The sequence below is a fragment of the Microbacterium sp. M1A1_1b genome, assembly GCF_053345565.1.
The window spans coordinates 617,106-639,544 of sequence record NZ_JBKFAJ010000002.1 but is presented as its reverse complement, the minus strand read 5'-3'; the positions used below and the strand labels follow the sequence as shown (position 1 = coordinate 639,544).

Sequence of the window (22,439 nt, the reverse complement as noted above, 5' to 3'; positions counted from 1 at the left end):
GCGGATGCCGGCGCCCGTCAGAACAGGGTCGGACCACCGTTCGAGATGCCGGTGGTCCGCACACCGACGGGGACGAGCGCGCGCGTGCGGACGTCGCGTGCGTCGCTCCGGTGCCCGTCGTGGCGGTGCCGGTCGTCCCACGTGCGGTCGGCGCGCTTGAGCGGTGAGATGCCGGCGGCGCGATCGCTGCCGGGACCGTCGGCCGGGTGACCGGGCAGCCCGCTCGCCGCACCCGCCTGCGCACCCGCATCCGTCTGCGCACCCACCGGGTCCGAGAACCCCATCGAGCCCGTGGCCGGGTCGACGTGCCCGACGCCGACGCCGTGCACACGGAGGATCGGTCGGATGCGCTCCCCGAGCCATCGGCGGTAGTCCTTCGGGGCGTGGGTGTTGTCCAGGTACATCGCGCGGTACCGGGGCACCAGGTCCGGGTGCGTGCGCGAGAGCCACTCGAGGTACCAGGGCTTGACCCCGGGCTTGAGGTGCAGGGCGGAGTACATCACGCTCGACGCACCCGCCGCTGCGGCGCGACCGATCGCGTCGTCCAGGTGCGCCACCGTGTCGGTGATGTACGGCAGGACCGGCATCAGGAACACCGAGCACGACAGCCCGGCGTCACGGACGGCCCGCACCGTGGCCAGCCGAGCGGCCGTGCTGGGTGTCCCGGGTTCGACCGACTGCTGCAGGTCGTCGTCGTACACCGCGATCGACATCGCCAGGTCGACGGGCACCGTGCGGGCGGCTTCGACCAGCGCGGGGATGTCCCGCCGCAGCAGCGTGCCCTTGGTGAGGATGCTGAACGGCGTGCCCGAGTCGGCCAGGGCCGCGATGATGCCGGGCATCAGCCGGTACTTGCCCTCGGCCCGCTGGTACGGGTCGGTGTTCGTGCCGAGGGCGACCGGGTGGCGGTCCCACGTGGGCTTGGCCAGCTCGCGCCGCAGGACGTCGGCGACGTTGGTCTTCACGACGATCTGCTGGTCGAAGTCCGCACCGCCGTCGAACTCGAGGTAGGTGTGGGTCGGCCGGGCGAAGCAGTACACGCAGGCGTGCGAGCAGCCGCGGTAGGGGTTGATCGTCATCCCCCAGGTCCCGCCCTGGATCGCACCGACGCGGTTGAGCGCCGACTTCGCCAGGACTTCGTGGAAGGTGACACCCGCGAACTCCGGCGTCGTCACGCTGCGGACGAACCCGCTGTTCGACTCGAGCCCCGGCAGCATGTCACTGCGTGTGGCATCGATCGCCTGTCCGTCCCATCGCATGCACTCATTCGAACACACGTTCGAACTCGACGCAAGCCTGGACGGGTCAGTGGTGCAGTCCGAGGACCTTCGCGGTGTGGGTCAGGGTCTCGTCCGCCAGCGCCGGGTCCTCGCCGAGGTCCTTGCCGTAGGTCGGCACCATGACGCGGACGGCGTCCTCCCACCGGTCCCACCGGTCCGGGAAGCACTTGCGCAGCAGCCCGAGCATGATCGGCACGGCGGTCGAGGCACCAGGCGATGCCCCCAGCAGGCCCGAGATCGAGCCGTCGGCGCTGGTGATGACCTCGGTGCCGAACTGCAGGACGCCGCCCTTGTCCTTGTCGGGCTTGATGACCTGCACGCGCTGTCCGGCGATGATCTTGTGCCAGTTCTCGGGTTCGGCGGCCGGCATGAACTCGCGCAGCGCCTCGAACTTGGTCTGCTTCGACGCCAGCAGCTGCCCGATCAGGTACCGGAGCAGGTCGAAGTTCGAGAACGCGACACTGAGCATCGGGCGGAGGTTGTGCGGCCGGATCGAGCGGACCAGGTCGAACAGCGAACCCTGCTTCAGGAACTTCGGGCTGAACCCGGCGTACGGGCCGAACATCAGCGAGGACGAGCCGTCGACGATGCGGGTGTCGAGGTGCGGGACCGACATCGGCGGAGCGCCGACACTGGCCTTGCCGTAGACCTTGGCCGCGTGCTTCTGCACGACCTCGGGGTCGTCGGTGCGCAGGAACTCGCCCGACACCGGGAAGCCGCCGTAGCCGCGGATCTCGGGGATGCCGGACTTCTGCAGCAGGTGCAGGGCCCCGCCGCCGGCGCCGACGAAGACGAACTTGGCGGCGATGGACTGGGTGGAGCGGCCGACCTCGTTGCGGACGTCCAGCGCCCACCCGTCGAACACCTTGCCGCGGCGGATGCCCCGGACCTGGTGGTTCGGCTCGAACTCGACCCCGTCGACCTCGAGCTGGTCGAACAGCTGCCGTGTGAGCGACCCGAAGTCGACGTCCGATCCAGCAGCCGAGTACGTGGCAGCGATGGGCTGGTCCTTCTTGCGCCCCGGGATGAGCGCGGGGGCCCACTTGCGGATCTGTTCGGCGTCGTCGCTGAACTCGAGCCCGGCGAACAGCGGGTGGTCCTTCATCGCCAGGTACCGCTTGCGCATGTACTCGACGTTGTCAGTGCCCCACACGAACGAGATGTGCGGTGTCGGGTTGATGAAGCTGGACGGGTCGGGCAGCGTGCCGTTCTCGACCAGGAACGACCAGAACTGGCGTGACACCTGGAACTGCTCGTTGACGGTGACGGCCTTCGCGATCTCGACGCGACCGTCGGGCAGTTCGGGCGTGTAGTTCAGCTCGCACAGCGCCGAGTGCCCCGTACCCGCGTTGTTCCACGGGTTCGAGCTCTCTTGCGCGACGCCGCCCAGGCGTTCGTACACGCGGATCTTCCAGCTCGGCTCGAGCCGGTGGATGAGCGCACCGAGCGTGGCGCTCATGATACCTCCGCCGATGAGGACGACGTCGATCGGTTCCACCTGCTTCACTGCCACCACACGATCCTACAAGCGTGCGCCGACAGGGTGAACAGCAGACGGACAGACTGGAGGCCCGGTGCCAGCTGGCACCGGGCCTCCGGTCAGGACGTTCCTACGCCGCGACCGCGCGGCGCGCGACGACCACTTCGGCGATCTGGACGGCGTTGAGCGCCGCCCCCTTGCGCAGGTTGTCGTTGCTGACGAACAGCACCAGGCCGTGTCCCTCGGGCGCGGACCGGTCGGCGCGGATGCGGCCGACGAACGTCGGGTCGGATCCCGCTGCCTGCAGCGGCGTGGGCACCTCGGACAGCTCGACGCCGGGGGCGTCCGCCAGGATCTCGGTCGCACGCTCGGGCGTCAGGGTCCGGTCGAACTCCGCGTGCACCGAGATCGAGTGCCCCGTGAACACCGGCACCCGCACGCAGGTGCCCGCGACGAGCAGGTCGGGCAGTTCGAGGATCTTGCGGCTCTCGTTGCGGAGCTTCTGTTCTTCGTCGGTCTCGCCCCAGCCGTCGTCGACGATGCTGCCCGCCAACGGGACGACGTCGAACGCGATCGGCCGGACGTACTTGACCGGGTCGGGGAACGTCACCGCGGAGCCGTCGTGGGTCAGGCCCGCGGTGTCCTGCTCGAGTGCGGCACGGGCCTGACCGAGCAGTTCCTCGACCCCGGCGAGCCCGGAACCGGACACGGCCTGGTAGGTCGTCGCGACCAGGCGGCGGAGACCGGCTTCGGCATCGAGGACCTTCAGGACCGGCATGATCGCCATGGTGGTGCAGTTCGGGTTGGCGATGATGCCCTTGCCGGCGGCGTCGATGGCGTGCGGGTTCACCTCGCTGACGACGAGCGGCACCTCGGGGTCGAGCCGCCACGCGCTCGAGTTGTCGATGACCAGGGCGCCGGCTGCCGCGAACTTCGGTGCGAGCGAGCGGGATGCGGTGGCTCCGGCGGAGAACAGCGCGATGTCGATGCCCGACGGGTCGGCGGTCTCGGAGTCCTCGACCACGATCTGCTCGCCGCGGAACGGCAGCGTCGTGCCGGCGGACCGGGCGCTCGCGAAGAAGCGCACGGTGGTGGCGGGGAAGGCGCGCTCCTCGAGCAGGCGGCGCATGACGGCGCCGACCTGGCCGGTCGCGCCGACGACGGCGATGGTGAGGTCAGACACGGTGGGGGCTCCTGCGGTGGTGGGTCGGCGGCCGGTGGTTGGTCAGCGGCCGGTGCCGGCGTAGACGACGGCTTCGTTGTCGGCGTCGAGGCCGAACGCCTCGTGCACCACGCGCATCGCCTCGTTGAGGGTGTCGGCACGGGTGACGACCGAGATCCGGATCTCCGACGTGGAGATCATCTCGATGTTGATCGACGCCTGGTGCAGCGCCCGGAACAGCTCGGCGGAGACCCCGGCGTTGGTGCGCATGCCGGCGCCGACCAGGGCGAGCTTGCCGATCTGGTCGTCGTACTGGATCCCCTCGAAGCCGATGTCGCTCTTCGCGACCCCGAGCGCGGTCAGGACGTTCTGGCCCTGGTCCTTCGGCAGGGTGAACGAGATGTCGGTCCGGCCGTTCGACGCTGACACGTTCTGCACGATCATGTCGATGTTCGCGCCGGCACGGGCCACGATCGTGAAGATCTCGGCGGCCTTGCCCGGCTGGTCGGGGACCCCGACGACGGTGATCTTGCCCTCGGAGAGGTCGCCGGCGATCCCGGTGATGATCGGTTCTTCCACGGTTTCCCCCTTCGCGGGGTTGTAGACGATGGTGCCCTCGGCGTTGCTGAACGACGAGCGGACATGGAGGGTGACGCCGTGCCGTCGGGCGTACTCGACGGCACGGATGTACAGGACCTTGGCGCCGGACGCCGCGAGCTCGAGCATCTCCTCGCTCGTGATCCGGTCGATCTTGTGGGCCTTGGGGACGACGCGCGGGTCGGCCGAGAAGATGCCGTCGACGTCCGTGTAGATCTCGCAGATGTCGGCGTCGAGCGCTGCGGCGAGTGCCACCGCAGTGGTGTCCGAGCCGCCCCGACCGAGCGTGGTGATCTCGCCGGTCGTGCGGTTGAAGCCCTGGAAGCCGGCGACGATCGCGACCTGGCCGGCGTCGAGGGCCTCGCGCACACGCTTCGGGGTGACGTCGACGATGCGTGCCTTGCCGTGCTGGGCATCGGTGAGCATGCCCGCCTGGCTGCCCGTGTACGACGAGGCTTCGACCCCGAGGCTCTTGATCGCCATCGCCAGCAGCGCCATCGAGATGCGCTCCCCCGCGGTCAGCAGCATGTCGAGTTCGCGGCCGGCGGGGATCGGCGTGACCGAGTGCGCCAGGTCGACGAGTTCGTCGGTGGTGTCGCCCATCGCGGACACCGCCACGACGACGTCGTTGCCGGCCTTCTTGGTCTCGACGATCCGTTTGGCCACGCGCTTGATGCTCTCGGCGTCCGCAACGGACGATCCACCGAACTTCTGCACGATCAAGGCCACGGGCGGGTACTCCTGGGACGAGGTTCCGCGACGGTGCGCGGCTTCGACAATCGTAGACGGTGTTTCGTGGATGTTGCGTCCGGGTGGGCGTCCACGCAAGGATCCTGCGCGGACGCCCGGGCCGTCGGGGTGCGGCGGTCAGCCGCCGACGAGCCGCCGACCCTCGAACGCACGACCCAGCGTGACCTCGTCGGCGTACTCCAGGTCACCGCCGACGGGCAGACCGGATGCCAGCCGGGTCGTCCGGATCCCCATCGGCACGAGCAGGCGGCTCAGGTAGGTGGCCGTCGCCTCGCCCTCGAGGTTGGGGTCGGTCGCGATGATGACCTCTTCCACCGTGCCGTCGGCCAGGCGCGTCATGAGCTGCTGGATGCGCAGGTCGTCCGGGCCCACGCCGTCGATCGGGCTGATCGCGCCGCCGAGCACGTGGTACAGGCCGCGGAACTCACGGGTGCGCTCGATCGCGGCGACGTCCTTGGCCTCTTCGACCACGCAGATCACGGCCGGCTGGCGTCGGGGATCGCGACAGATGCTGCACCGCTCGGACTCGGTCACGTTGCCGCAGACCTCGCAGAACCGCACGCGTTCCTTGACGTCGGACAGCAGTTCGGACAGGCGCGTCGGGTCGAACGACTCGCTCTGCAGGATGTGGAAGGCGATGCGCTGCGCCGACTTCGGGCCGATGCCCGGCAGGCGGCCGAACTCGTCGATCAGGTCCTGGACGATGCCGTCGTACATCAGGCTCCCTCGCTCAACGAGGTCTCTTCGATGAACTGCGCACCGAGGATCTCACGCACCACGGCCTCGCCGTAGCGGCCGGGGACCGCGGCGCGGCGGGGCTGCTGGGGCGGCCTGGGCGGTTCGGCAGGCGTCGCGGTCGACGTCGCAGGCACCGGGGCCGCCGCCGGGGCGGGCGCCGCCGTCGCCGGACCGATACCGCGAGCCATCCCACCGTCGTCCGGCGGGACGTCGTCGAAGGGTCCGTCGTCGAGCGGGTAGTCGTCCACCGGGACACCCGGTGCAGCGGCGGTCCGGTCAGGAGACCCTGCTGGCGTGGACCCGTCAGCCTGCGCTGGCGCGGAGGCCGGCGCGGGCGTGCGCTGCTGGTTGGACGCGGTCTGCGCGGACGGCGCGGGCCGATCGGTCGGTGCGGACTGCTGCGATGCCGCACCGGTGCCGGTGCCGGTGCCGGTGCCGGTGGCGACCGTGGCGGGTGCGACGGTGTCTCCCGGGCCGGTCGACCCGAAGGGGGCCCCCCAGGCGGGTTCGACGTCGTCGGGCACCGCGCCGGCCGTCGGGTCGGTCGCCGGGATGGATGCGACGGCCCAGGCGGTCACGGGCTCGTCGGACGGTGGTGCCGTCGTGGGCTCGGGCGACGGAACGGCAGGTGCGGACGCCCGTGCCGTGTCAGCTGTCTCGGACGTCGGTGCGGGAGCCGGGGACTGCGACGCAGACGCAGCAGCAGCGGGCGCCGTCGCCTGCGCCGTGTCTGCGCGCTCGGACGCCTGCGCCGGAGCGGCGGGAGCGGACGCCACCGCCGGTGCCGCGGGTTCGGCAGACGGTGTCTGCGTGGGGACGGCGGACGGACCACCCGCACCGGATGGACCAGCCGCACCGGACAGCGCCGAAGCGCCACCGGTCGGACGCTGCTGGCCGGAGCCGCCCGGGCCCCCCTGGCCCGGACCACGAGCGACGAACTTCACCCGGAAGCCCAGGACGTCGATGATCGCCTGACGGACGAGTTCGCTCACGCTGGTCGCCGGGTCGGACATCTCCTTGAACGAGGCGACGTCCTGCTGGCTCGGGAACGTCAGCGCCAGCACGTCGTCGCGCAACGCGGTGACCTGCGCGGTGACGATGACCGTCCACGCGGAGCGCTTGGCCCGCTGGACGTGCTCGAGCACCTGGGGCCAGGCATCGCGCAGTTGCTGCAGTCCGACCGCCGCGATGGGCTGGACCGCGGGCTCGGAGCCGATGACGGTGCCCTGCCCTGTCGAGGACGACGATGCCTGTTCGGAGGGCTCGGACGACGTGGCCGGCATGGTGGACTCCGCGTGCGGGGTGCTCGGCGCCACGGCAGCCCACGACGCCGCGGCGTCCTGCGCTGCGTTCGCCGCTGCCGCGGGCGCGCCCTGGGGCTGGGGCGACCCGGCGTTCGGAGCCTGCGCCGAGGTCGCGGGGGTCGAGGGCGCCTGCGCCGAGGGCGCCAGCGTCGCTGGGGCCGGCGTGGGAGCGGGCGTTGACGCAGCCGCAGCGACCGGACCCGCCTTCGGCGCTGCCTGCGCTGCCTGCGGCGCGGCGGCACGGGATGTCGGCACCTCGGCTGCCGCCTGGTGTCCGCCGGCATCGCCGACACCGACCCGGCGCTCCAACCGTTCGACCCGGGCGAGCGCGCCACGCTGGGTGTCGTCGGCCTCGGGGACGAGCATCCGCGCGACCATCAGTTCGAGGTGCAGTCGGGGCGAGGTCGCACCGGTCATGTCCGTCAGGGCACGGTTGGCGATGTCGGCTGCGCGGGACAGCCCGGTGGCACCGAACACGCCGGCCTGCCGCGACATCGTGTCGAGTTCTTCGGGTGAGATGCCGCGCAGCACGGCGCCGGCGCTCTCGTTGGTGGCTGCGACGACGATCAGGTCACGGAGGCGTTCGAGCAGGTCCTCGACGAAGCGTCGCGGGTCCTGGCCGGTCTGCACGACACGGTCGACCGCCGCGAACGCCGAACCGGGGTCGGCCACGGCCAGGGCGTCGACGACGTCGTCGAGCAGGGCGCTGTCGGTGTACCCGAGCAGCGCGACGGCACGCTCGTAGCGCAGCGCGCCGTCTTCGCTGCCGGCGATGAGCTGGTCGAGCAACGAGAGCGTGTCGCGGACGGACCCACCGCCGGCACGCACGACCAGCGGCAGCACGCCGGGGTCGACCGTCACGGATTCCTGCGTGCAGAGCTGCTCGATGTACTCGAGCATCGCGGCCGGCGGGACCAGCCGGAACGGGTAGTGGTGCGTGCGCGAACGGATCGTGCCGATGACCTTCTCGGGCTCGGTCGTCGCGAAGATGAACTTGACGTGCTCGGGCGGTTCCTCGACCAGCTTGAGCAGCGCGTTGAAGCCCTGCGGCGTCACCATGTGCGCTTCGTCGAGGATGAAGATCTTGTAGCGGTCACGTGCGGGCGCGAACACCGCGCGGTCGCGCAGGTCACGTGCGTCGTCGACGCCGTTGTGGCTGGCCGCGTCGATCTCGATCACGTCGAGCGACCCGCTGCCGCCGCGCGCGAGCTCGAGGCAGCTCGGGCAGACCCCGCACGGGGTGTCCGTGGGGCCTTCGGCGCAGTTCAGGCAGCGGGCCAGGATGCGGGCCGAGGTCGTCTTGCCGCAGCCGCGCGGCCCACTGAACAGGTACGCGTGGTTGACACGGTTGGTGCGGAGCGCGGTGCGGAGCGGATCGGTGACCTGCGACTGCCCGATCAGCTCGGCGAAGTTCTCGGGCCGGTAACGGCGATACAGGGCGGTGACCACGCGACAAGGGTAGCCGGGACGGCCGACACCCGGAGGCCGTTCTCCACAGGCACCCGGACCGTGGGCAGAACCCCGCCCGGGAACGAAGAAGACTCCTCACGCACCCGCCAGAGCCCGGTTGCCCTTGCTGCGTTTCCGCCCTGGGGGAGTTGGCCTGGATGGCGTCACGTGAGGAGCCTCGGGAAGTCTACCGGAACCCTCGGGCATCATCGGACACATGAAGATCGCCATCGCCGGAGGCCACGGCCAGATCGCCCTCCTCCTCGCCCGACTGATCGTCGACGCCGGACACGAGGCCATCGGCATCGTCCGGAACCCCGCACACGTCTCCGACGTCGAGCAGACCGGCGCCACCGCGCTGATCGCCAACCTCGAACAGCTCGACGACGACGAGCTCGCCCTGCGGCTGCGCGGTGTGGACGCCGTGGTGTTCGCCGCCGGGGCCGGTCCGAACAGCGGTGCCGAGCGGAAGCTCACCGTCGACCGTGACGCGGCGATCCTGCTCGCCGACGCTGCCGTCCGACTGGGCATCGAGCGCTACGTGATGATCTCGGCGCTCGGGGCGGACGCCTACGACCGCGAGGCCGCCGTCGTGCCGGCGAAGGACGACCGCGCGGTGTTCCAGGTGTACCTGCGGGCGAAGTCCGAGGCCGACGCCGACCTCCGTGCCCGCCGGCTCCGGTGGACCATCGTCCGCCCGGGCGGGCTGCTCGACACGCCCCCGCAGGGCACCGTCACGGTCGGGCGCACGGTTCCTCGGGGATCGATCCCCCGAGCCGACGTCGCCGCGCTGGTGCTGCACGCGCTGCTCGACGACACCGCCGTGGGTGTGCAGTTCGAGGTGACCAGCGGCAACACGCCGATCCCGGCGGCGCTGGGCGCGCTCAGCTGACGCGAGCCCGACAAGCCGACCCGAGCCAGACGAGCCGACCCGAGACGGACAGGAGGCCCGGCGCACCACGTGCGCCGGGCCTCCTGTCCGTCGGGTGTCGCTACAACGCGACCGCCGCGGACTGGCGCGCGATCTCGAGCTCTTCGTTCGTGGGGACGACCAGCACCGCCACCCGCGAGGAGTCGGTGGAGATGAGCCGCGCGTCCCGGGAGTGCAACTCGTTGCGGTCGTCGTCGATCTCGATGCCGAGGTGCTCGAGGCCGGCCAGCACCCGGCGCCGCAGCAGCGCGTTGTTCTCGCCCACGCCCGCGGTGAACACGACCGCGTCGAGTCCGCCGAGCTGCGCCGTGTACGCCCCGACGTAGCGGCGGATGCGGTGCCGGTACACGGCGAGCGCTGCCTCGGCGGTCTCGTCCCCGTCGACCGCTGCGGCCTGCACGTCGCGCATGTCGCCGTTGCCGGTCAGCCCGAGCAGGCCCGAGCGCTTGTTGAGCATGTCGTCGAGCTCGTCGAAGGACAGCCCGGCCTGCCGGTGCAGGTGGATGAGCACCGCGGGGTCCAGGTCGCCGGACCGGGTGCCCATCACCAGGCCCTCGAGCGGGGTCAGGCCCATCGACGTCTCGATGGAGCGACCACCGTCGATCGCCGCGGCGGACGCCCCGTTGCCTAGGTGCAGCACGATCGTCTTCAGCTCGGACAGCGGCCGGTCGAGGAACAGGGCGGTCTGCTCGGAGACGTACTTGTGGCTGGTGCCGTGCATGCCGTAGCGGCGGACGGCGTACTGCGATGCCAGCTCGGCCGGGATGGCGTACGTGTAGGCCTCGGGTGGCATCGTCTGGTGGAACGCGGTGTCGAACACGGCGACGTGCGGCACGTCGGCGAAGACCTGCCGCGCGGCGCGGATGCCCTCGAGGTTCGCCGGGTTGTGCAGCGGCGCCAGGCTGGAGAGCTCGTCGATCTGCTGTTCCACCTGCGGCGTCACGATCGTCGCCCGGTCGAAGGTGGTCCCGCCGTGCACGACCCGGTGGCCGACCACCGACGGCGGGTGTTCGTCGAACGACGGCCCGGTGCTCGCGAAGGCGTCGATCATCGCCTGGAACCCCGCGGCGTGGTCGGGGACCGCTGCGTGGTCGTTGGACGCGGACTCCCCCGTCAGCGCGTTCGTGTGCTTCCACGACCCCGAGGACTCACCGATGCGCTCGACGAGCCCGGACGCGAGCGTCCGCTCGCCGTCGAGTTCGATGAGCTGGTACTTGAACGAACTCGATCCGGAGTTGACGACGAGGGCGGAGGTCACGTGTGGCTCGCTTTCTGTGTGGCCCGGTGGGCCGGACGGGAGGCTCGGGTGCGGATCCGGCGGGTCAGGCCGCGTCGGGCGCGGTGCCGTCCGCGGGTGCGTCGGCCGTTCCGGCCTGGATGGCGGTGATGGCGACGGTGTTCACGATGTCGCTGACGAGCGCCCCGCGGGACAGGTCGTTGATGGGCTTGCGGAGCCCCTGCAGCACCGGGCCGATCGCGACCGCACCGGCCGAGCGCTGCACGGCCTTGTAGGTGTTGTTGCCGGTGTTCAGGTCCGGGAAGATGAAGACCGTCGCGTGTCCGGCCACCGGGCTGTCCGGCATCTTCGTGCTGGCGACGGTGGGGTCGGCGGCTGCGTCGTACTGGATGGGACCCTCGACGAGCAGGTCCGGACGGCGCTCGCGCACGAAGGCCGTGCCGGCGCGGACCTTGTCGACGTCGGCGCCCGAGCCGCTGTCACCGGTCGAGTAGCTGAGCATCGCGACCCGCGGCTCGATGCCGAACTGCGTGGCGGTCTCGGCGGAGGAGATCGCGATGTCGGCCAGCTGCTCGCTCGACGGGTCCGGGATCACCGCGCAGTCGCCGTACACCAGCACGCGGTCGGCCAGTGCCATCAGGAAGACGCTCGACACGATCGAGGTGTCCGGACGGGTCTTGATGATCTCGAACGACGGGCGGATGGTGTGCGCGGTGGTGTGCTTGGCGCCGGAGACCATGCCGTCGGCGAGCCCGAGGTGCACCATCATCGTGCCGAAGTACGACACGTCGGTCACGGTGTCGCGCGCGAGCTCCATGCTCATGCCCTTGTGCGCACGCAGGCGGGTGTACTCGGTGGCGAAGCGCTCACGCAGCTCGGGGTCGAACGGCGACAGCAGCTGGGCGGCGTCGAGGTCGAGCCCGAGCTCGGTGGCCCGGGTCCGGATGGCGGCGGGGTCGCCCAGGATCGTCAGCGTGCACACCTGGCGCTGCAGCAGCGTCGAGGCGGCCCGGAGGATCCGGTCGTCGTCACCCTCGGGCAGCACGATGCGCTTGGCGTGCTCGCGGGCCCGGTCGATGAGTCCGTGCTCGAACATCAGCGGCGTGACGACCCCGGACGGCGTCACCTGCAGTCGCGCCAGGAGCTCGTCGGCACCGACGTGCCGCTCGAACAGCGACAGCGCCAGGTCGGCCTTGCGCGGCGAGTCGGCTGCCAGCCGCCCGCGCGTCTGGGTGATGCGGAGCGCCGTGTCGTACGTGCCCAGGTGGTTCGTCGCGATCGGCAGCGAGCTGGACAGCCCCTCGAGCAGCCGGGTGATCTGCGGCGCGGTCTCGAACCCGCCGTTCAGGATCACCCCGGCCAGGCTCGGGAAGGTCTCCGACTGGTTCGCCAGCAGCGTGGCGATCAGGACGTCGTTGCGGTCGCCGGGCACGACGACGATGCCGCCCTCGATCAGCCGCGGCAGCACGTTCTCCATGCTCATACCGGCGACGACGGTACCGAGGGCTTCACGGTCGAGCAGTGCTTCGTCGCCGCGGACGAACGTGGCGTCGGTCGCGGCCAGCAGCGCCCGCACCGTCGGGGCGACCAGGACCGCGTCCTCGGGGATCGCCCAGACCGGGGTGTCCGGGTGGTGGTCGGCGACCGCGACCGCGACGCTGTCACAGATTGCCGCCAGGGCGTCCGGGTCGGCGCGGTTCACCACGACGCCGAGCAGCTGGGCGTGCGCCGCCCGGAGTTCGCTCGTCGTGACGTCGGCGACCTGGCCCATGTCGGCCGGCGTCCGGGCGCCACGCTCGGCAGCGACGCGACCACCGAGCACCAGCAGGACCGGGGCACCGAGGTTCGCAGCCACCTTCGCGTTGAACGACAGCTCGGTCGGACTGCCGACGTCCGTGTAGTCAGACCCGAGCACCACGACCGCGTCGTACTGGCGCTCGACCTGACCGAAGCGGCCGACGATCGTGGCCAGGGCGGCGTCGGGGTCGGCGTGGACGTGGTCGTAGGTCACGCCGATCGCGTCGTCGTAGGCCTGGTTCGTGCCGGTGTGCTGCAACAGCAGCTGAAGCACGTAGTCGGGTTCCTCCACCGAACGGGCGACCGGCCGGAACACGCCGACGCGGCCGACCGTCCGTGCGAGGGTCTCGAGGACACCGAGCGCCACCGTGCTCTTGCCCGTGTGTCCTTCTGCTGACGTGATGTAGATGCGGGTCGACACGGTCCCAGCGTATCCGCGCGCTCACCGTGGCCACTGGGAGCGACGGACCGGTGGACGACGGTGGTCCTCCACAGGCGCGAAGACCTGTACCATGGGGTGTCGTCATCGCGAGATGGCATCAGGAGAATTCGCCTAGTGGCCTATGGCGCACGCTTGGAAAGCGTGTTGGGTGCAAGCCCTCGGGGGTTCGAATCCCCCATTCTCCGCACGATCACGAGCGCCTCCGCACGAACACGACCGTGTCCGTACGGTCGCGAACCGAAGCGCGGGACCCGCCAGGGCCCCGCGCTTCCGTCGTCCCCGGGGCACTCCGCGCGGGATGACGTGTCACCGGTCCCCCACCCTGCGGACCCCGCTGCACCCCGTCCGCCATGAACCTGACGCCAAGGGGTGGACCGGTCTGTCGCAGCCCCGGGACGCTCCCCTATGCTGACCGGACGGGCGGCCCGACACGGGTGCCCGAGGGGACGAGGAGAGCCACCGTGGGGGAGACGACCGTGCCGACGGCGGCGAAGGCCCGGCCGACGTACGACGTCGTCCTGCGCCCACGGTCGTCGCTCGTCCGCTCCACGGCGCTGAGCATCGTCTTCTCGGTCGTCCCACTGGCCGTCGCCCTGGTCTGGGTCTCGTTCCCGCTCCGCCTCTGGCCCGTGTTCGCGGCGGTCGTCGTGGTGCTCGCGGTGCTGGTCGGCGTCGTGTTCGTGCGACTCCGGTCGGCGTTCGTCGGGATCGGTCCGGACACGGTCACCGCCCGCGGGCTGGTCGTCGCGGTCCGCAGCTTCCCACGCACCGAGGTCGCCGGCATCGTCCTCGGCACCACCTTCGGCAGCTCGGTCGACCGCACCACACGCGAACTCGTCGCCCTCGACACCGACGGCGCGAAGCTCTTCCGGATGCGGGCGGACGTCTGGGGCGACCCGGCCCTCGACCAGGTCGTCGAGGCCCTGGGCGTGCAGGTCACCGAACACCCCCGGCCGATGCCGGCGCGTGACTTCGCGCGCCGGGTGTTCGGCGCACGCAGCGACCGCTCGTAGCGCAGGTCCGGACACTCCCGAACCACCGGACGGGCCCGCGGCTCGCCCGAACGCGCACAGGCGCTTGACAGCCGCTGGGCCATGCGTGACCCTGACAGGGCCTCAACACGAGTGCCACCACATCCGGACCTCACCAGTCCGGCCGGGACCAACCACCCCGGAGGGTCGGGGGCGGCGCTCATGGGCCCCTACAGCCGGCCGCCCCCGGGACGGCCTGTCGTCGCGCGTGAACGCGGCGGCAGGTCATCGGGTGTTCCCGCGTATCCGACGGGAACCGGGCAAGCGTACCGGGTGCTGCCGTGGGAACGCGGTTTCCGACGTCGAACGTGCCCTGGTCGCGCCCGCGCCGCTCTCCCCTCCCCCGGACTGGGGTGGCGCCGGAGGACACATGCGGGCCGCACGTCCTGGCATTCCGCTCAGCTTGGTCCTAACGTGACTCGGACATCGCACAGTCGGAACTCGAGGTCCCTACCCTCGCTTTCCGCGTATCCGAAAGAGGTTGCCATGTCGCAATCGCGTGCGCGTTCGTCGCGCCGTGGACCAGCACTGATGGGACTCATGGGAGTCTCCGTCGGCCTGGCCGTCACCCTGCTCGCCCCCTCCGCCGCGTCTGCCGCCCCTGTGGTCTCACAGGGCACCGGCCGTCTCGTGCAGACGTCACTGCTGAGCTCGACGGTGCTGGACACCGTCGCCTCCCTCCGCGGTGCCGCCGCCGTCAACGCGGACGCCACCGGCGACGTCGTGGTGAACACGCCGCTCGACGCCACGGCGGTCGGTGAACTCGTCCAGCTCCGGGCGGACGCATCGAACCTGTTCGGCACGAACGGGATCATCCAGCTCGGCGCCGTCGGCCAGTACGGCCGTGCCGCGGACGACGGCTCGTCGGCCGCGTTCTCCGGCGCGGTGTCCCAGGCCGCCAGCCTGATCGGTACCGGGACGACCGTCACCGGCGGCGACGTCGGGTCGCCCACCGCGGGCAGCAACGCCCAGGTCGCGGTGGGGACGAGCACCAGCCCGGTCTCGCTCAACGTCGCCCTCACCGGACTGGCAGCGTCCGCCCAGCAGACGGCGGACGGCACCCAGACGGGGCGCTACACGCTCACCGACGGAAGCGTCATCGTCGGTGGGACCGTGCTCGCGCCGACCCTGAACAGCCTGCGTGGACCGCTCACCACGGTCCTCGGGGTCGCGAGCGGGATCGGCGTCAACGTCGCCAACCCGATCGCTGCCGACGGCACGGTCCGGGTCACCCTGCAGCAGCTGCTGACGGCCGCGGGCGTCACCAGCGTCAACGACCTGCCGGCGAACACCAACCTGCTGACCTACGTCCCGCAGGCCGTGACTGCGCAGCTCACCACGTCGGTGAACGCCACGCTGACCGAGCTGACGACGCGCGCAGCGGCGCTCGGGCTCACCGGGGCGGTCCTGAACACGGCGCTCACCACCGCCCGTGGCCTGCTCAACCCGGTGCTCACCGGACTGGGCGCGACGCTGGCGACCAACCTGTCCCCGGTCATCGACGCCGCCCTGCAGCTGAACGTGAACCGGTCGTCGACGAGCGCGGACGGCGCCTTCACCCAGACGGCACTGCGTGTCGGTGTCGGTCCGAACGCGAGCGTGGCGGCGGTCGACCTGGCCAGCGCCACCGTGGGCCCGAACGCCGGCATCGCAGCGGTGCCGGTCGTGAACCCCGCGTCGGCGAGCATCGCCGGTGGTGGCGCCCTCGTCGCAGCCGCGATCGCCGCACTCATGGTGCAGCGTCGTCGTCGGGCCGCGACGGCAGCGGTCTGATGTACCGCGCAGGCTCGATCGGGCCGTCCGTCATGACGGGCGGCGTGGTCGCAGCGGGTGCCGGCGCCCCCGCGATGGGCATCGCGCTCCTGGTGCTCGGCGCCGTCCTGGCAGCGTTCGTGCTGTGGCGCGTGCTGTACCGCCGTCGACACGACTCCCGCGTCGACCGGTGACCCGTGCTCGTCTGCCCCGTCCTGTGGATCAGGAGGACGGGACGGGCGACGCCAGGAGGAGCCCGACGTCAGGGTCGTCGCACTCCTCCTGACCCGATGACCGTGGAGCTGGTCTGACCGCTCCACGGTGATCGCACCCGCGGACACGCACGCTCGGGACGTGCGTGTCCGCGGCCCCTCGCTCACACACCCTCTTCTCCAGGGAAAGGACCCCGTGTCCGCCTCCGAGTCCGCGCAGACCCTCGCGTTCGTCCTGCTCGTCGTCTTCCTCGCCTACGTCACCGCCATCCTCGTGCCCTTCCTCCGTCGTCGTCCGTCCGCCGAGGGCGACCCCACGACGCTCGACTGGCACGTGTTCGTCGCCTGCCGCGACGAGGTCGTCGTCATCGGCGACACCCTCACGCGGCTGCGTCGGGACTTCCCCACCGCGCACGTCTGGGTCGTCGACGACGCCAGCACCGACGGCACCGGCGACGTCGTCCGGCAGCGGACGGACCCGATGGTCCACCTCGTCGAACGCCGGCTGCCCGACGCCCGCACCGGCAAGGGCGCCGCACTGAACGCCGCGTACGCCGCCCTCGCCGCCTGGCTCCCCGCCGAGCACGACCACGACCGGGTCGTCGTCGTGGTCGTCGACGCCGACGGTCGCCTCGCCACGAACGCCCTCGCCCAGGCCGCCGGACCGACCGCGTTCGGCGACCCCCGGGTCGGTGCCGCACAGGCCGCGGTGTGGATGTCGAACCGGACACCGCTCGACGGCTCCCCCGCCGCCGGTGCCACGACGTCACGCTGGGGTCGCTGGCTCGTCCGGATGCAGGACATCGAGTTCCGCACGGCCATCGCCGCGATGCAGTGCCTGCGCGGCCACACGCTGTCGGTCGGCCTCGGTGGCAACGGGCAGTTCACCCGCCTGAGCACCCTCGACCGCATCGGCGCAGCGAACGGCACGCCGTGGCACGGGTCGCTGCTCGAGGACTACGAGCTGGGCGTGCACGTGATGCTCGCCGGCTTCCGGAACGTGTACCTGCACGACACGCACGTCGAACAAGAGGGACTGCCGTCCGTCCGTCGGCTGCTGACGCAGCGGACCCGGTGGTGCCAGGGCGGCATGCAGTGCGCCAAGTACCTCCCCCGGATCTTCGCCTCGCGGCACGTCACCCACGCCGGCGCGATCGAGGCGAGCTACTTCCTCGTGCAGCCGTTCACCCAGCTCGCCGGGGTCGTCCTGTGGCCGACGGTGCTGGTCACCATGCTCGCCGCCGGCACCGTCTCAGCGGGCAGCGCCGCGGCCTGGGCCGCCGAGAACTGGTGGCTGCTGCCGCTCGTCGTCGTCACCGGCATCGCGCCGTTCGCGATGTGGCCGCTGATCTACCGTCGCCGCGCCGAGCCCGGCACACGGGTGCTGACCGCGCTGCTCTGGGCGCTCGGTTACTGGCTGTACATGTACCAGAGCTACGTCTGCGTGCCCCGCGCCTTCGTCCGTCTAGTCCGCGGGCGCGCGGGCTGGGCGAAGACCCGCCGGAACGCCGAGTCCGGTCCGCTGTTGCTGGCCACGGAGGTCTGATGTCCCACGCCGTCGCGGTCGCCGACCGCCCCGCTCGCCGCCACGGCGGTCACCTGGTCCTCGCCGCGCTCGCCGTCGCCGCCGCGGTCGCGGTCCTGGCGACCTCCGGTCGCATCCACCCCCTGGAGGCCCGTGGCGTCGCCGCCGCGCTGGCTCCGCTCGCCGACGGTGGGACCGCCGCGTCCGGCAACGTCGCGTACTTCGGCATCGGCACCGCGACGGTGCACGGCATCCAGATCACGCCGATGTGCTCGAGCGTGGTGCTCGTCGTGCCGTTGCTGCTGCTGTCCGCGGTCCTGGCGCTCGTCACCCGCGGACGCCGGACCCCCCGCGTCGCCCTCGCCCTGACCGCATCGGTCGTCCTCGTGGTGGCGTGCAACACCATCCGCTACCTCGGCTCGGCCCTCGCGCTGCAGGCCTGGGGCGAACAGGGGTTCGACGTCGTGCACGAGTACGCCGGTTCGCTGTTCGTGATCGCCGGGTTCGCCGCGGCCTTCCTGCTGCAGCTCGGCATGACGCTCGGCCGGTCGCGACCGGCCCGTGGACGCGGACGCCGTTCCGCGGGCCGGGAACCGCTGCCGGAGGTGGCCGGGTGATCGGGCGTGGACGGCTGCTCGGGGCGGTCCTCGCCGTCCTGACGAGTGGCGCCCTGGTGTGGGGTGCCGTGACCGTGGCGTCCGCCGCGGCACCGCCCCGCGCCGCCGCGACCGCGCTCGGCGTCGGGTCGTGCCTGGACCTGCCGACGGCCCGCGACCGCGCCGCCCGCACGGCGCCCGACACCGTGCCCTGCGCCGACGAGCACACCCACCAGGTCTTCGCCGTGGCCGCCGTCCCCGGTCAGGCGGGCGAGTGGACCACGCGTCCGACGGCGTCCGTGTTCGCCGCGGCGACCGCCGGTGTCTGCGGCCCGGAGGCACTCCGCGGGTTCCTCGGTGCCCAGGCCGTCGACGCGTTGACCGACCTGACCATCAGCCGGTTCGCGCCGTCGGCCCGGGGGTGGGCGGACGGGTCGCACCGCGTTGCCTGCACGGTGTCCGTGCCGGTCGACGCCAGCGCGACGCCCCTGCCGCTCCGGACCTCGTTGCAGGGGATCGCCGGGCGTGCGGGCTCGGGGCGGGACGGGTCGGCCGTGGTCCGTGCGTGCCGTCAGCAGGCTCCCGCCGGCGCCGCGTGGGCCACGCACGGTGCCCGGGTGCGCTGCGACCTGCCGCACAGCACGCAAGAGGTGGGCGCCTGGATCGCCCTGCGCGACGGAGCGGCCGAGCTCTCGCCCGCGACCGTCGCCACACGCTGCCGCGACGCCGCCGAGACGTTCGTCGGCGGGCCCCTGCCGGACGGTCTGGCACCCTCCGGGGTCGTCGTCCGGGCCGACGGCGCCAGCACGCTCCGCTGCACGATCGGAGGTGGACCCGGTGACGACCGCACCGACGTCGTCGTCCTCCCGCGCTGAGCACCGGGGAACCGGTCCCACGCGCACCGACGCAGCGCGCACCGCTCGCGCTGCCCGGGCGTCGACCGCCGCCTCCCGCGTGTTCCGCTGGGCTCTCGGCCCGGTGACCTTCGCCGTGCTGCTCTGGCGCTGGTGCAGCGCACTGCCCGGCATCCGGGTCGACGACGCCGTCCTGTGCACGCTCGGCGTGGCACCGCCCGCGACCGCTGGTGCCACGACCTGGCCCGCGCACGCCTGGTCGGCCGCCGCGTGCTCTCCCGTCGACGGCACCGCGACCGTGACCAGCGCCGCCCTGCCCGCACGGCTCGCCGAACAGCTCACACCGCTCGTGACCGGCGCCACGGGACTCGACCTGCGCGTCCTCGCCGGGGTCCTCGCAGTCGTCATGACCGTCCTGGTCGTCGCGGGGTCAGCGGCGGTGCCCGGACGTCCCCTCGTCCGCGCCGGCGTCGCCGTGCTGGCCGTCGTCGTGCTCGTCGACCCCTGGTCGACGCAGGTCCTGCTCGGTGCCGGACCGGCGTCGGCGGCCCTCGTCGGTGCCGCGGCGACCGCGGTGTCGCTCGCGTGGGTGACCCGCCGTCCGTTCACCGCGACGATCGCAGCCACCGTGAGCACGGCCTCCTGGTCGACCGCCGCGCCGTCGCTCGGCTGGGTCGTCGTGCCGGTCGTCGCCGCCCTGGTCGTGGTGCTGGTCGTCCGCACCTCGGGCGTCGAGCGCGTCGTCGGGGTCGCCGTCGTCGCCGCAGCGATCGCGGCGCTCACGACCACGGCCTGGGCGGGCGCACGTCTGGCGTCCCAGGACGACGCCGTGGACGCCCGGACACGGCACGTCCAGATGGTCGCGTCCGTGACCGGGTCCGACGTCGCACGCGCGACGTTCGGTCTCGGCCCGGGCACCGGGGACGGCGCCGTCCGCGACGGCGACCCCGACCCCGCTTTCGCGTCGCTCGACGACCTCGCCCTGGTCCGTGGGTCCCTCGTGCACCCCGCCACGACGGTCGTGCTGGCGGACCGGGCCGTCTCGGCGCTCCTCGACGCGGACACCGGGCCGGCCGAGGACGTCGGGACCACACCGGTGACGGTCGTCGCGGGGGCGTTCGCCGGCCTGCCGCTGCTGGCACTCGGACTGCACCTGGCGGTCGCAGCGGCATCGGCGGCCCTCGCCGGCCGCCGGCGACTCGGGTCGCGGGCCACCGGGGTGGGGATCGCCGCGCTGGTGATGCTGACGGCGTCGTGGGCGGTGTTCTGGGGCTGGGTGCTCACGGGCGACCCGGCCGACCCCGTCCCCGCGGTCGTCCTCACCGCCACCACCCTGGCACTCGTCCCGCTGCTGCCCGTGCAGCTCGCGGTCCTGCTGCGCAGCGGTCCCGCCGTCAGTGGACGGCAGCGACACCGCCGCATCGTCCTCACCACCGTCCGGACAGGAGCCCACCGATGACCACCCGCCCACGTGTCCTCGTCGTCTACGGCACCCGTCCCGAGGCCGTCAAGGTCGCGCCGGTCGTCCTCGCCCTGCGCGACGACCCGGACCTGGAGACCCTGGTGGTCGACACCGGACAGCACCCCGACCTGACGGCGGCCGTGCACACCGCGTTCGGCACCCACCCCGACCGCACGCTGTCAATCGCGCAGCCGGGGCAGTCCGTCGGCGCCATCGCCGCGCGCACCATGACCGCGGTCGGGGCGCTCATCGAGGACTGGCGACCGGACCTGGTGCTGGTGCACGGCGACACGACCGCCGCCGCCGCGACCGCCCTCGCCGCCCACTACGCGCACGTGGCGGTCGCGCACCTCGAGGCAGGGCTGCGGTCCGGGGACCTCTGGTCGCCCTGGCCCGAGGAGGCCAACCGGAGCGTGATCGGCCGGATCGCCGGACTGCACCTCGCCCCGACGCCGGCGGCCGAGCAGAACCTGCGCCGCGAGGGCATCGACGAACGCAGCATCGTCGTCACGGGCAACACCGTCGTGGACGCGCTGCTGGACACCCTCGAGCGGACCCGGCCGAGCATGCCCGAGGAGCTCGAGACCCTGGTGTCGTCAGCGCGTCAGGTCGTCCTGTTCACCGCGCACCGCAGGGAGTCCTGGGGCGGTGGGCTCCGACAGGTCGCCGCCGGGCTCGCCGACGTGCTCGCCGACCGGCCGGACACCCTGCTGATCGCCCCGCTCCACCCCAACCCCGTCGTGCGGGCGGCCGTGGTCCCCGAGCTCGACCGCATCATGAACGCCGTCGTGACCGACCCCTTCACTCACCCGACCTTCTGCCGGGCGATGCAGGTGTCGACGGTGATCGTCACCGACTCCGGCGGCGTGCAGGAAGAGGCACCCTCGCTCGGTGTGCCCGTGCTGGTCACCCGGGACACCACCGAACGCCCCGAGGCGGTCACCGCGGGGGCGAACCGCCTGGTCGGGACGGACCGCGACGGCGTCGCCACGGCACTCCGACGGGTGCTCGACGACCCGGCCGAGCGGGCGCGGATGGCGGCGGTGGCGAACCCCTACGGCGACGGGCAGGCCGCGCGCCGGGTGGTGCGTGCCGTGCGGGCCCACCTCGACGTCGCGGCACGACACCGGCGGCACGAGGACACCCCCGCGTTCGCCGACGTCGCCACGGGCCGCCCGTGAAGGCGCTGCCCGCGACCCTGCTGGGACTCGTCGCCGTCGCAGCGGTCGTCGGGGGGCTCGTCCTGCTGCACCAGCCGGCGCCCGCGCCCTCTGCCGCGCTGGACCTGGACGGACGACCGGTCTCCGTGGACGTCCGGACACCGGACGGGGGCACCGTCACGGCGACTCCGGCTCCAGCGCAGCGCGCGGTCCCGCCGGACTCGTCGGACCGGCTCGTCGTCCCCGCGGTCGGCCTGGACGTGCAACTCGGCACGATGTCCGTGCACGGTGGCGTGGTCGACCCGCCCGGGTTCGCGGCCGCGTACCAGGTCGTGGGGCTGTCGAACAGCGTCCCGACCGCGACCGGCACCTACATCGCGATGCACGCCCTGCGCGGTGGCGGACGAGCGCCCGGGAACGCGCTCTGGGACACGGACGCAGGACGGGCGCGCATCGGGGTCGGGGACGTCGTGCGCGTCGAGGGCGCGTCGTGGCGGGTGACGAGCATCGGGACGCCCACCAAGCAGTCCGTCCCGGGCGACGACCGGCTGTGGTCGACCGGTCCCGACGAACTCGTGCTGCTGACGTGCCTGGAGCGTCCGGACGGCGGTCCCTCGACCCGGAACGTCGTGGTGACCGCCGAACGGACCGGCTGACACCACCCGGCCAGGGCGTTGTGG

Annotated in this window: 18 protein-coding genes, 1 tRNA gene and 1 other RNA gene; 11 read left to right on the top strand and 9 right to left on the bottom strand. The window is 72.3% G+C overall.

What is annotated here, in order from left to right; all coding sequences use genetic code 11:
* Positions 1-17: 17 nt before the first annotated feature.
* From ACLBWP_RS07705 to ffs, 7 genes are all read right to left on the bottom strand, one after another.
* Entirely contained in the window at positions 18-1,259 is a 1,242-nt protein-coding gene (locus ACLBWP_RS07705; RefSeq protein WP_243561659.1) for an Rv2578c family radical SAM protein, read from the bottom strand.
* A 46-nt stretch (positions 1,260-1,305) separates the two neighbouring features.
* Positions 1,306-2,793: a malate:quinone oxidoreductase gene (locus ACLBWP_RS07700; protein WP_447654717.1), complete on the bottom strand. Its 1,488-nt coding sequence runs from the start codon at positions 2,791-2,793 to the stop codon at positions 1,306-1,308.
* 97 nt (positions 2,794-2,890) lie between these two features.
* The gene (locus tag ACLBWP_RS07695) at positions 2,891-3,943 is read right to left on the bottom strand and encodes an aspartate-semialdehyde dehydrogenase (RefSeq protein WP_308221874.1); all 1,053 of its coding nucleotides are present in this window, start codon (positions 3,941-3,943) and stop codon (positions 2,891-2,893) included.
* Between the two features lie 42 nt (positions 3,944-3,985).
* Complete coding sequence (locus ACLBWP_RS07690; RefSeq protein WP_243561660.1) at positions 3,986-5,248, bottom strand: aspartate kinase; 1,263 nt, start codon at positions 5,246-5,248, stop codon at positions 3,986-3,988.
* A gap of 138 nt (positions 5,249-5,386) precedes the next feature.
* Positions 5,387-5,986, bottom strand: a complete 600-nt coding sequence (recR, locus tag ACLBWP_RS07685) for a recombination mediator RecR (protein ID WP_243561661.1) — start codon at positions 5,984-5,986, stop codon at positions 5,387-5,389.
* A complete protein-coding gene (locus tag ACLBWP_RS07680) occupies positions 5,986-8,760 on the bottom strand; it encodes a DNA polymerase III subunit gamma and tau (protein WP_447654716.1) in 2,775 nt (924 codons plus the stop codon). The genes recR and ACLBWP_RS07680 overlap by 1 nt, the downstream gene beginning before the upstream one ends.
* Before the next feature lie 84 nt (positions 8,761-8,844).
* Positions 8,845-8,941, bottom strand: an RNA gene (gene ffs / locus ACLBWP_RS07675) — signal recognition particle sRNA small type.
* A gap of 36 nt (positions 8,942-8,977) precedes the next feature.
* On the opposite strand from ffs, the gene ACLBWP_RS07670 reads away from it, so the two are divergent.
* Positions 8,978-9,652 carry an NAD(P)H-binding protein gene (locus ACLBWP_RS07670; RefSeq protein WP_447654715.1) on the top strand — a complete coding sequence of 225 codons (675 nt, stop codon included), beginning with the start codon at positions 8,978-8,980 and terminating at the stop codon, positions 9,650-9,652.
* 100 nt (positions 9,653-9,752) lie between these two features.
* On the opposite strand, the gene ACLBWP_RS07665 is transcribed toward ACLBWP_RS07670, so the two are convergent.
* Together ACLBWP_RS07665 and pta are read right to left on the bottom strand one after the other, a co-directional pair.
* Positions 9,753-10,949, bottom strand: coding sequence for an acetate/propionate family kinase (locus ACLBWP_RS07665; RefSeq protein WP_447654714.1), 1,197 nt, complete (start codon positions 10,947-10,949; stop codon positions 9,753-9,755).
* A gap of 64 nt (positions 10,950-11,013) precedes the next feature.
* Entirely contained in the window at positions 11,014-13,146 is a 2,133-nt protein-coding gene (gene pta, locus ACLBWP_RS07660; RefSeq protein ID WP_447654713.1) for a phosphate acetyltransferase, read from the bottom strand.
* A gap of 121 nt (positions 13,147-13,267) precedes the next feature.
* On the opposite strand from pta, the gene ACLBWP_RS07655 reads away from it, so the two are divergent.
* From ACLBWP_RS07655 to ACLBWP_RS07610, 10 genes are all read left to right on the top strand, one after another.
* Positions 13,268-13,352 (top strand) — tRNA-Ser (locus ACLBWP_RS07655).
* 276 nt (positions 13,353-13,628) lie between these two features.
* Positions 13,629-14,180, top strand: coding sequence for a hypothetical protein (locus ACLBWP_RS07650; protein WP_447654712.1), 552 nt, complete (start codon positions 13,629-13,631; stop codon positions 14,178-14,180).
* A gap of 558 nt (positions 14,181-14,738) precedes the next feature.
* Entirely contained in the window at positions 14,739-15,971 is a 1,233-nt protein-coding gene (locus tag ACLBWP_RS07645; protein ID WP_243561667.1) for a PVV-CTERM domain-containing choice-of-anchor G protein, read from the top strand.
* Positions 15,971-16,144, top strand: a complete 174-nt coding sequence (locus ACLBWP_RS07640; protein WP_243561668.1) for a hypothetical protein — start codon at positions 15,971-15,973, stop codon at positions 16,142-16,144. Before ACLBWP_RS07645 ends, ACLBWP_RS07640 begins: the two co-directional genes overlap by 1 nt.
* Before the next feature lie 214 nt (positions 16,145-16,358).
* A complete protein-coding gene (locus tag ACLBWP_RS07635; RefSeq protein WP_447654711.1) occupies positions 16,359-17,708 on the top strand; it encodes a glycosyltransferase family 2 protein in 1,350 nt (449 codons plus the stop codon).
* Positions 17,708-18,304 (top strand): exosortase S, encoded by a 597-nt coding sequence (xrtS, locus tag ACLBWP_RS07630; RefSeq protein WP_243561670.1) that lies wholly within the window; start codon positions 17,708-17,710, stop codon positions 18,302-18,304. The genes ACLBWP_RS07635 and xrtS overlap by 1 nt, the downstream gene beginning before the upstream one ends.
* A complete protein-coding gene (locus ACLBWP_RS07625; protein WP_447654710.1) occupies positions 18,301-19,158 on the top strand; it encodes a septum formation family protein in 858 nt (285 codons plus the stop codon). Before xrtS ends, ACLBWP_RS07625 begins: the two co-directional genes overlap by 4 nt.
* Positions 19,121-20,596 (top strand): hypothetical protein, encoded by a 1,476-nt coding sequence (locus tag ACLBWP_RS07620; RefSeq protein WP_447654709.1) that lies wholly within the window; start codon positions 19,121-19,123, stop codon positions 20,594-20,596. The genes ACLBWP_RS07625 and ACLBWP_RS07620 overlap by 38 nt, the downstream gene beginning before the upstream one ends.
* Entirely contained in the window at positions 20,593-21,780 is a 1,188-nt protein-coding gene (wecB, locus tag ACLBWP_RS07615) for a non-hydrolyzing UDP-N-acetylglucosamine 2-epimerase (protein WP_447654708.1), read from the top strand. The genes ACLBWP_RS07620 and wecB overlap by 4 nt, the downstream gene beginning before the upstream one ends.
* The gene (locus ACLBWP_RS07610; protein WP_447654707.1) at positions 21,777-22,415 is read left to right on the top strand and encodes a class F sortase; all 639 of its coding nucleotides are present in this window, start codon (positions 21,777-21,779) and stop codon (positions 22,413-22,415) included. The genes wecB and ACLBWP_RS07610 overlap by 4 nt, the downstream gene beginning before the upstream one ends.
* Positions 22,416-22,439: the final 24 nt, after the last annotated feature.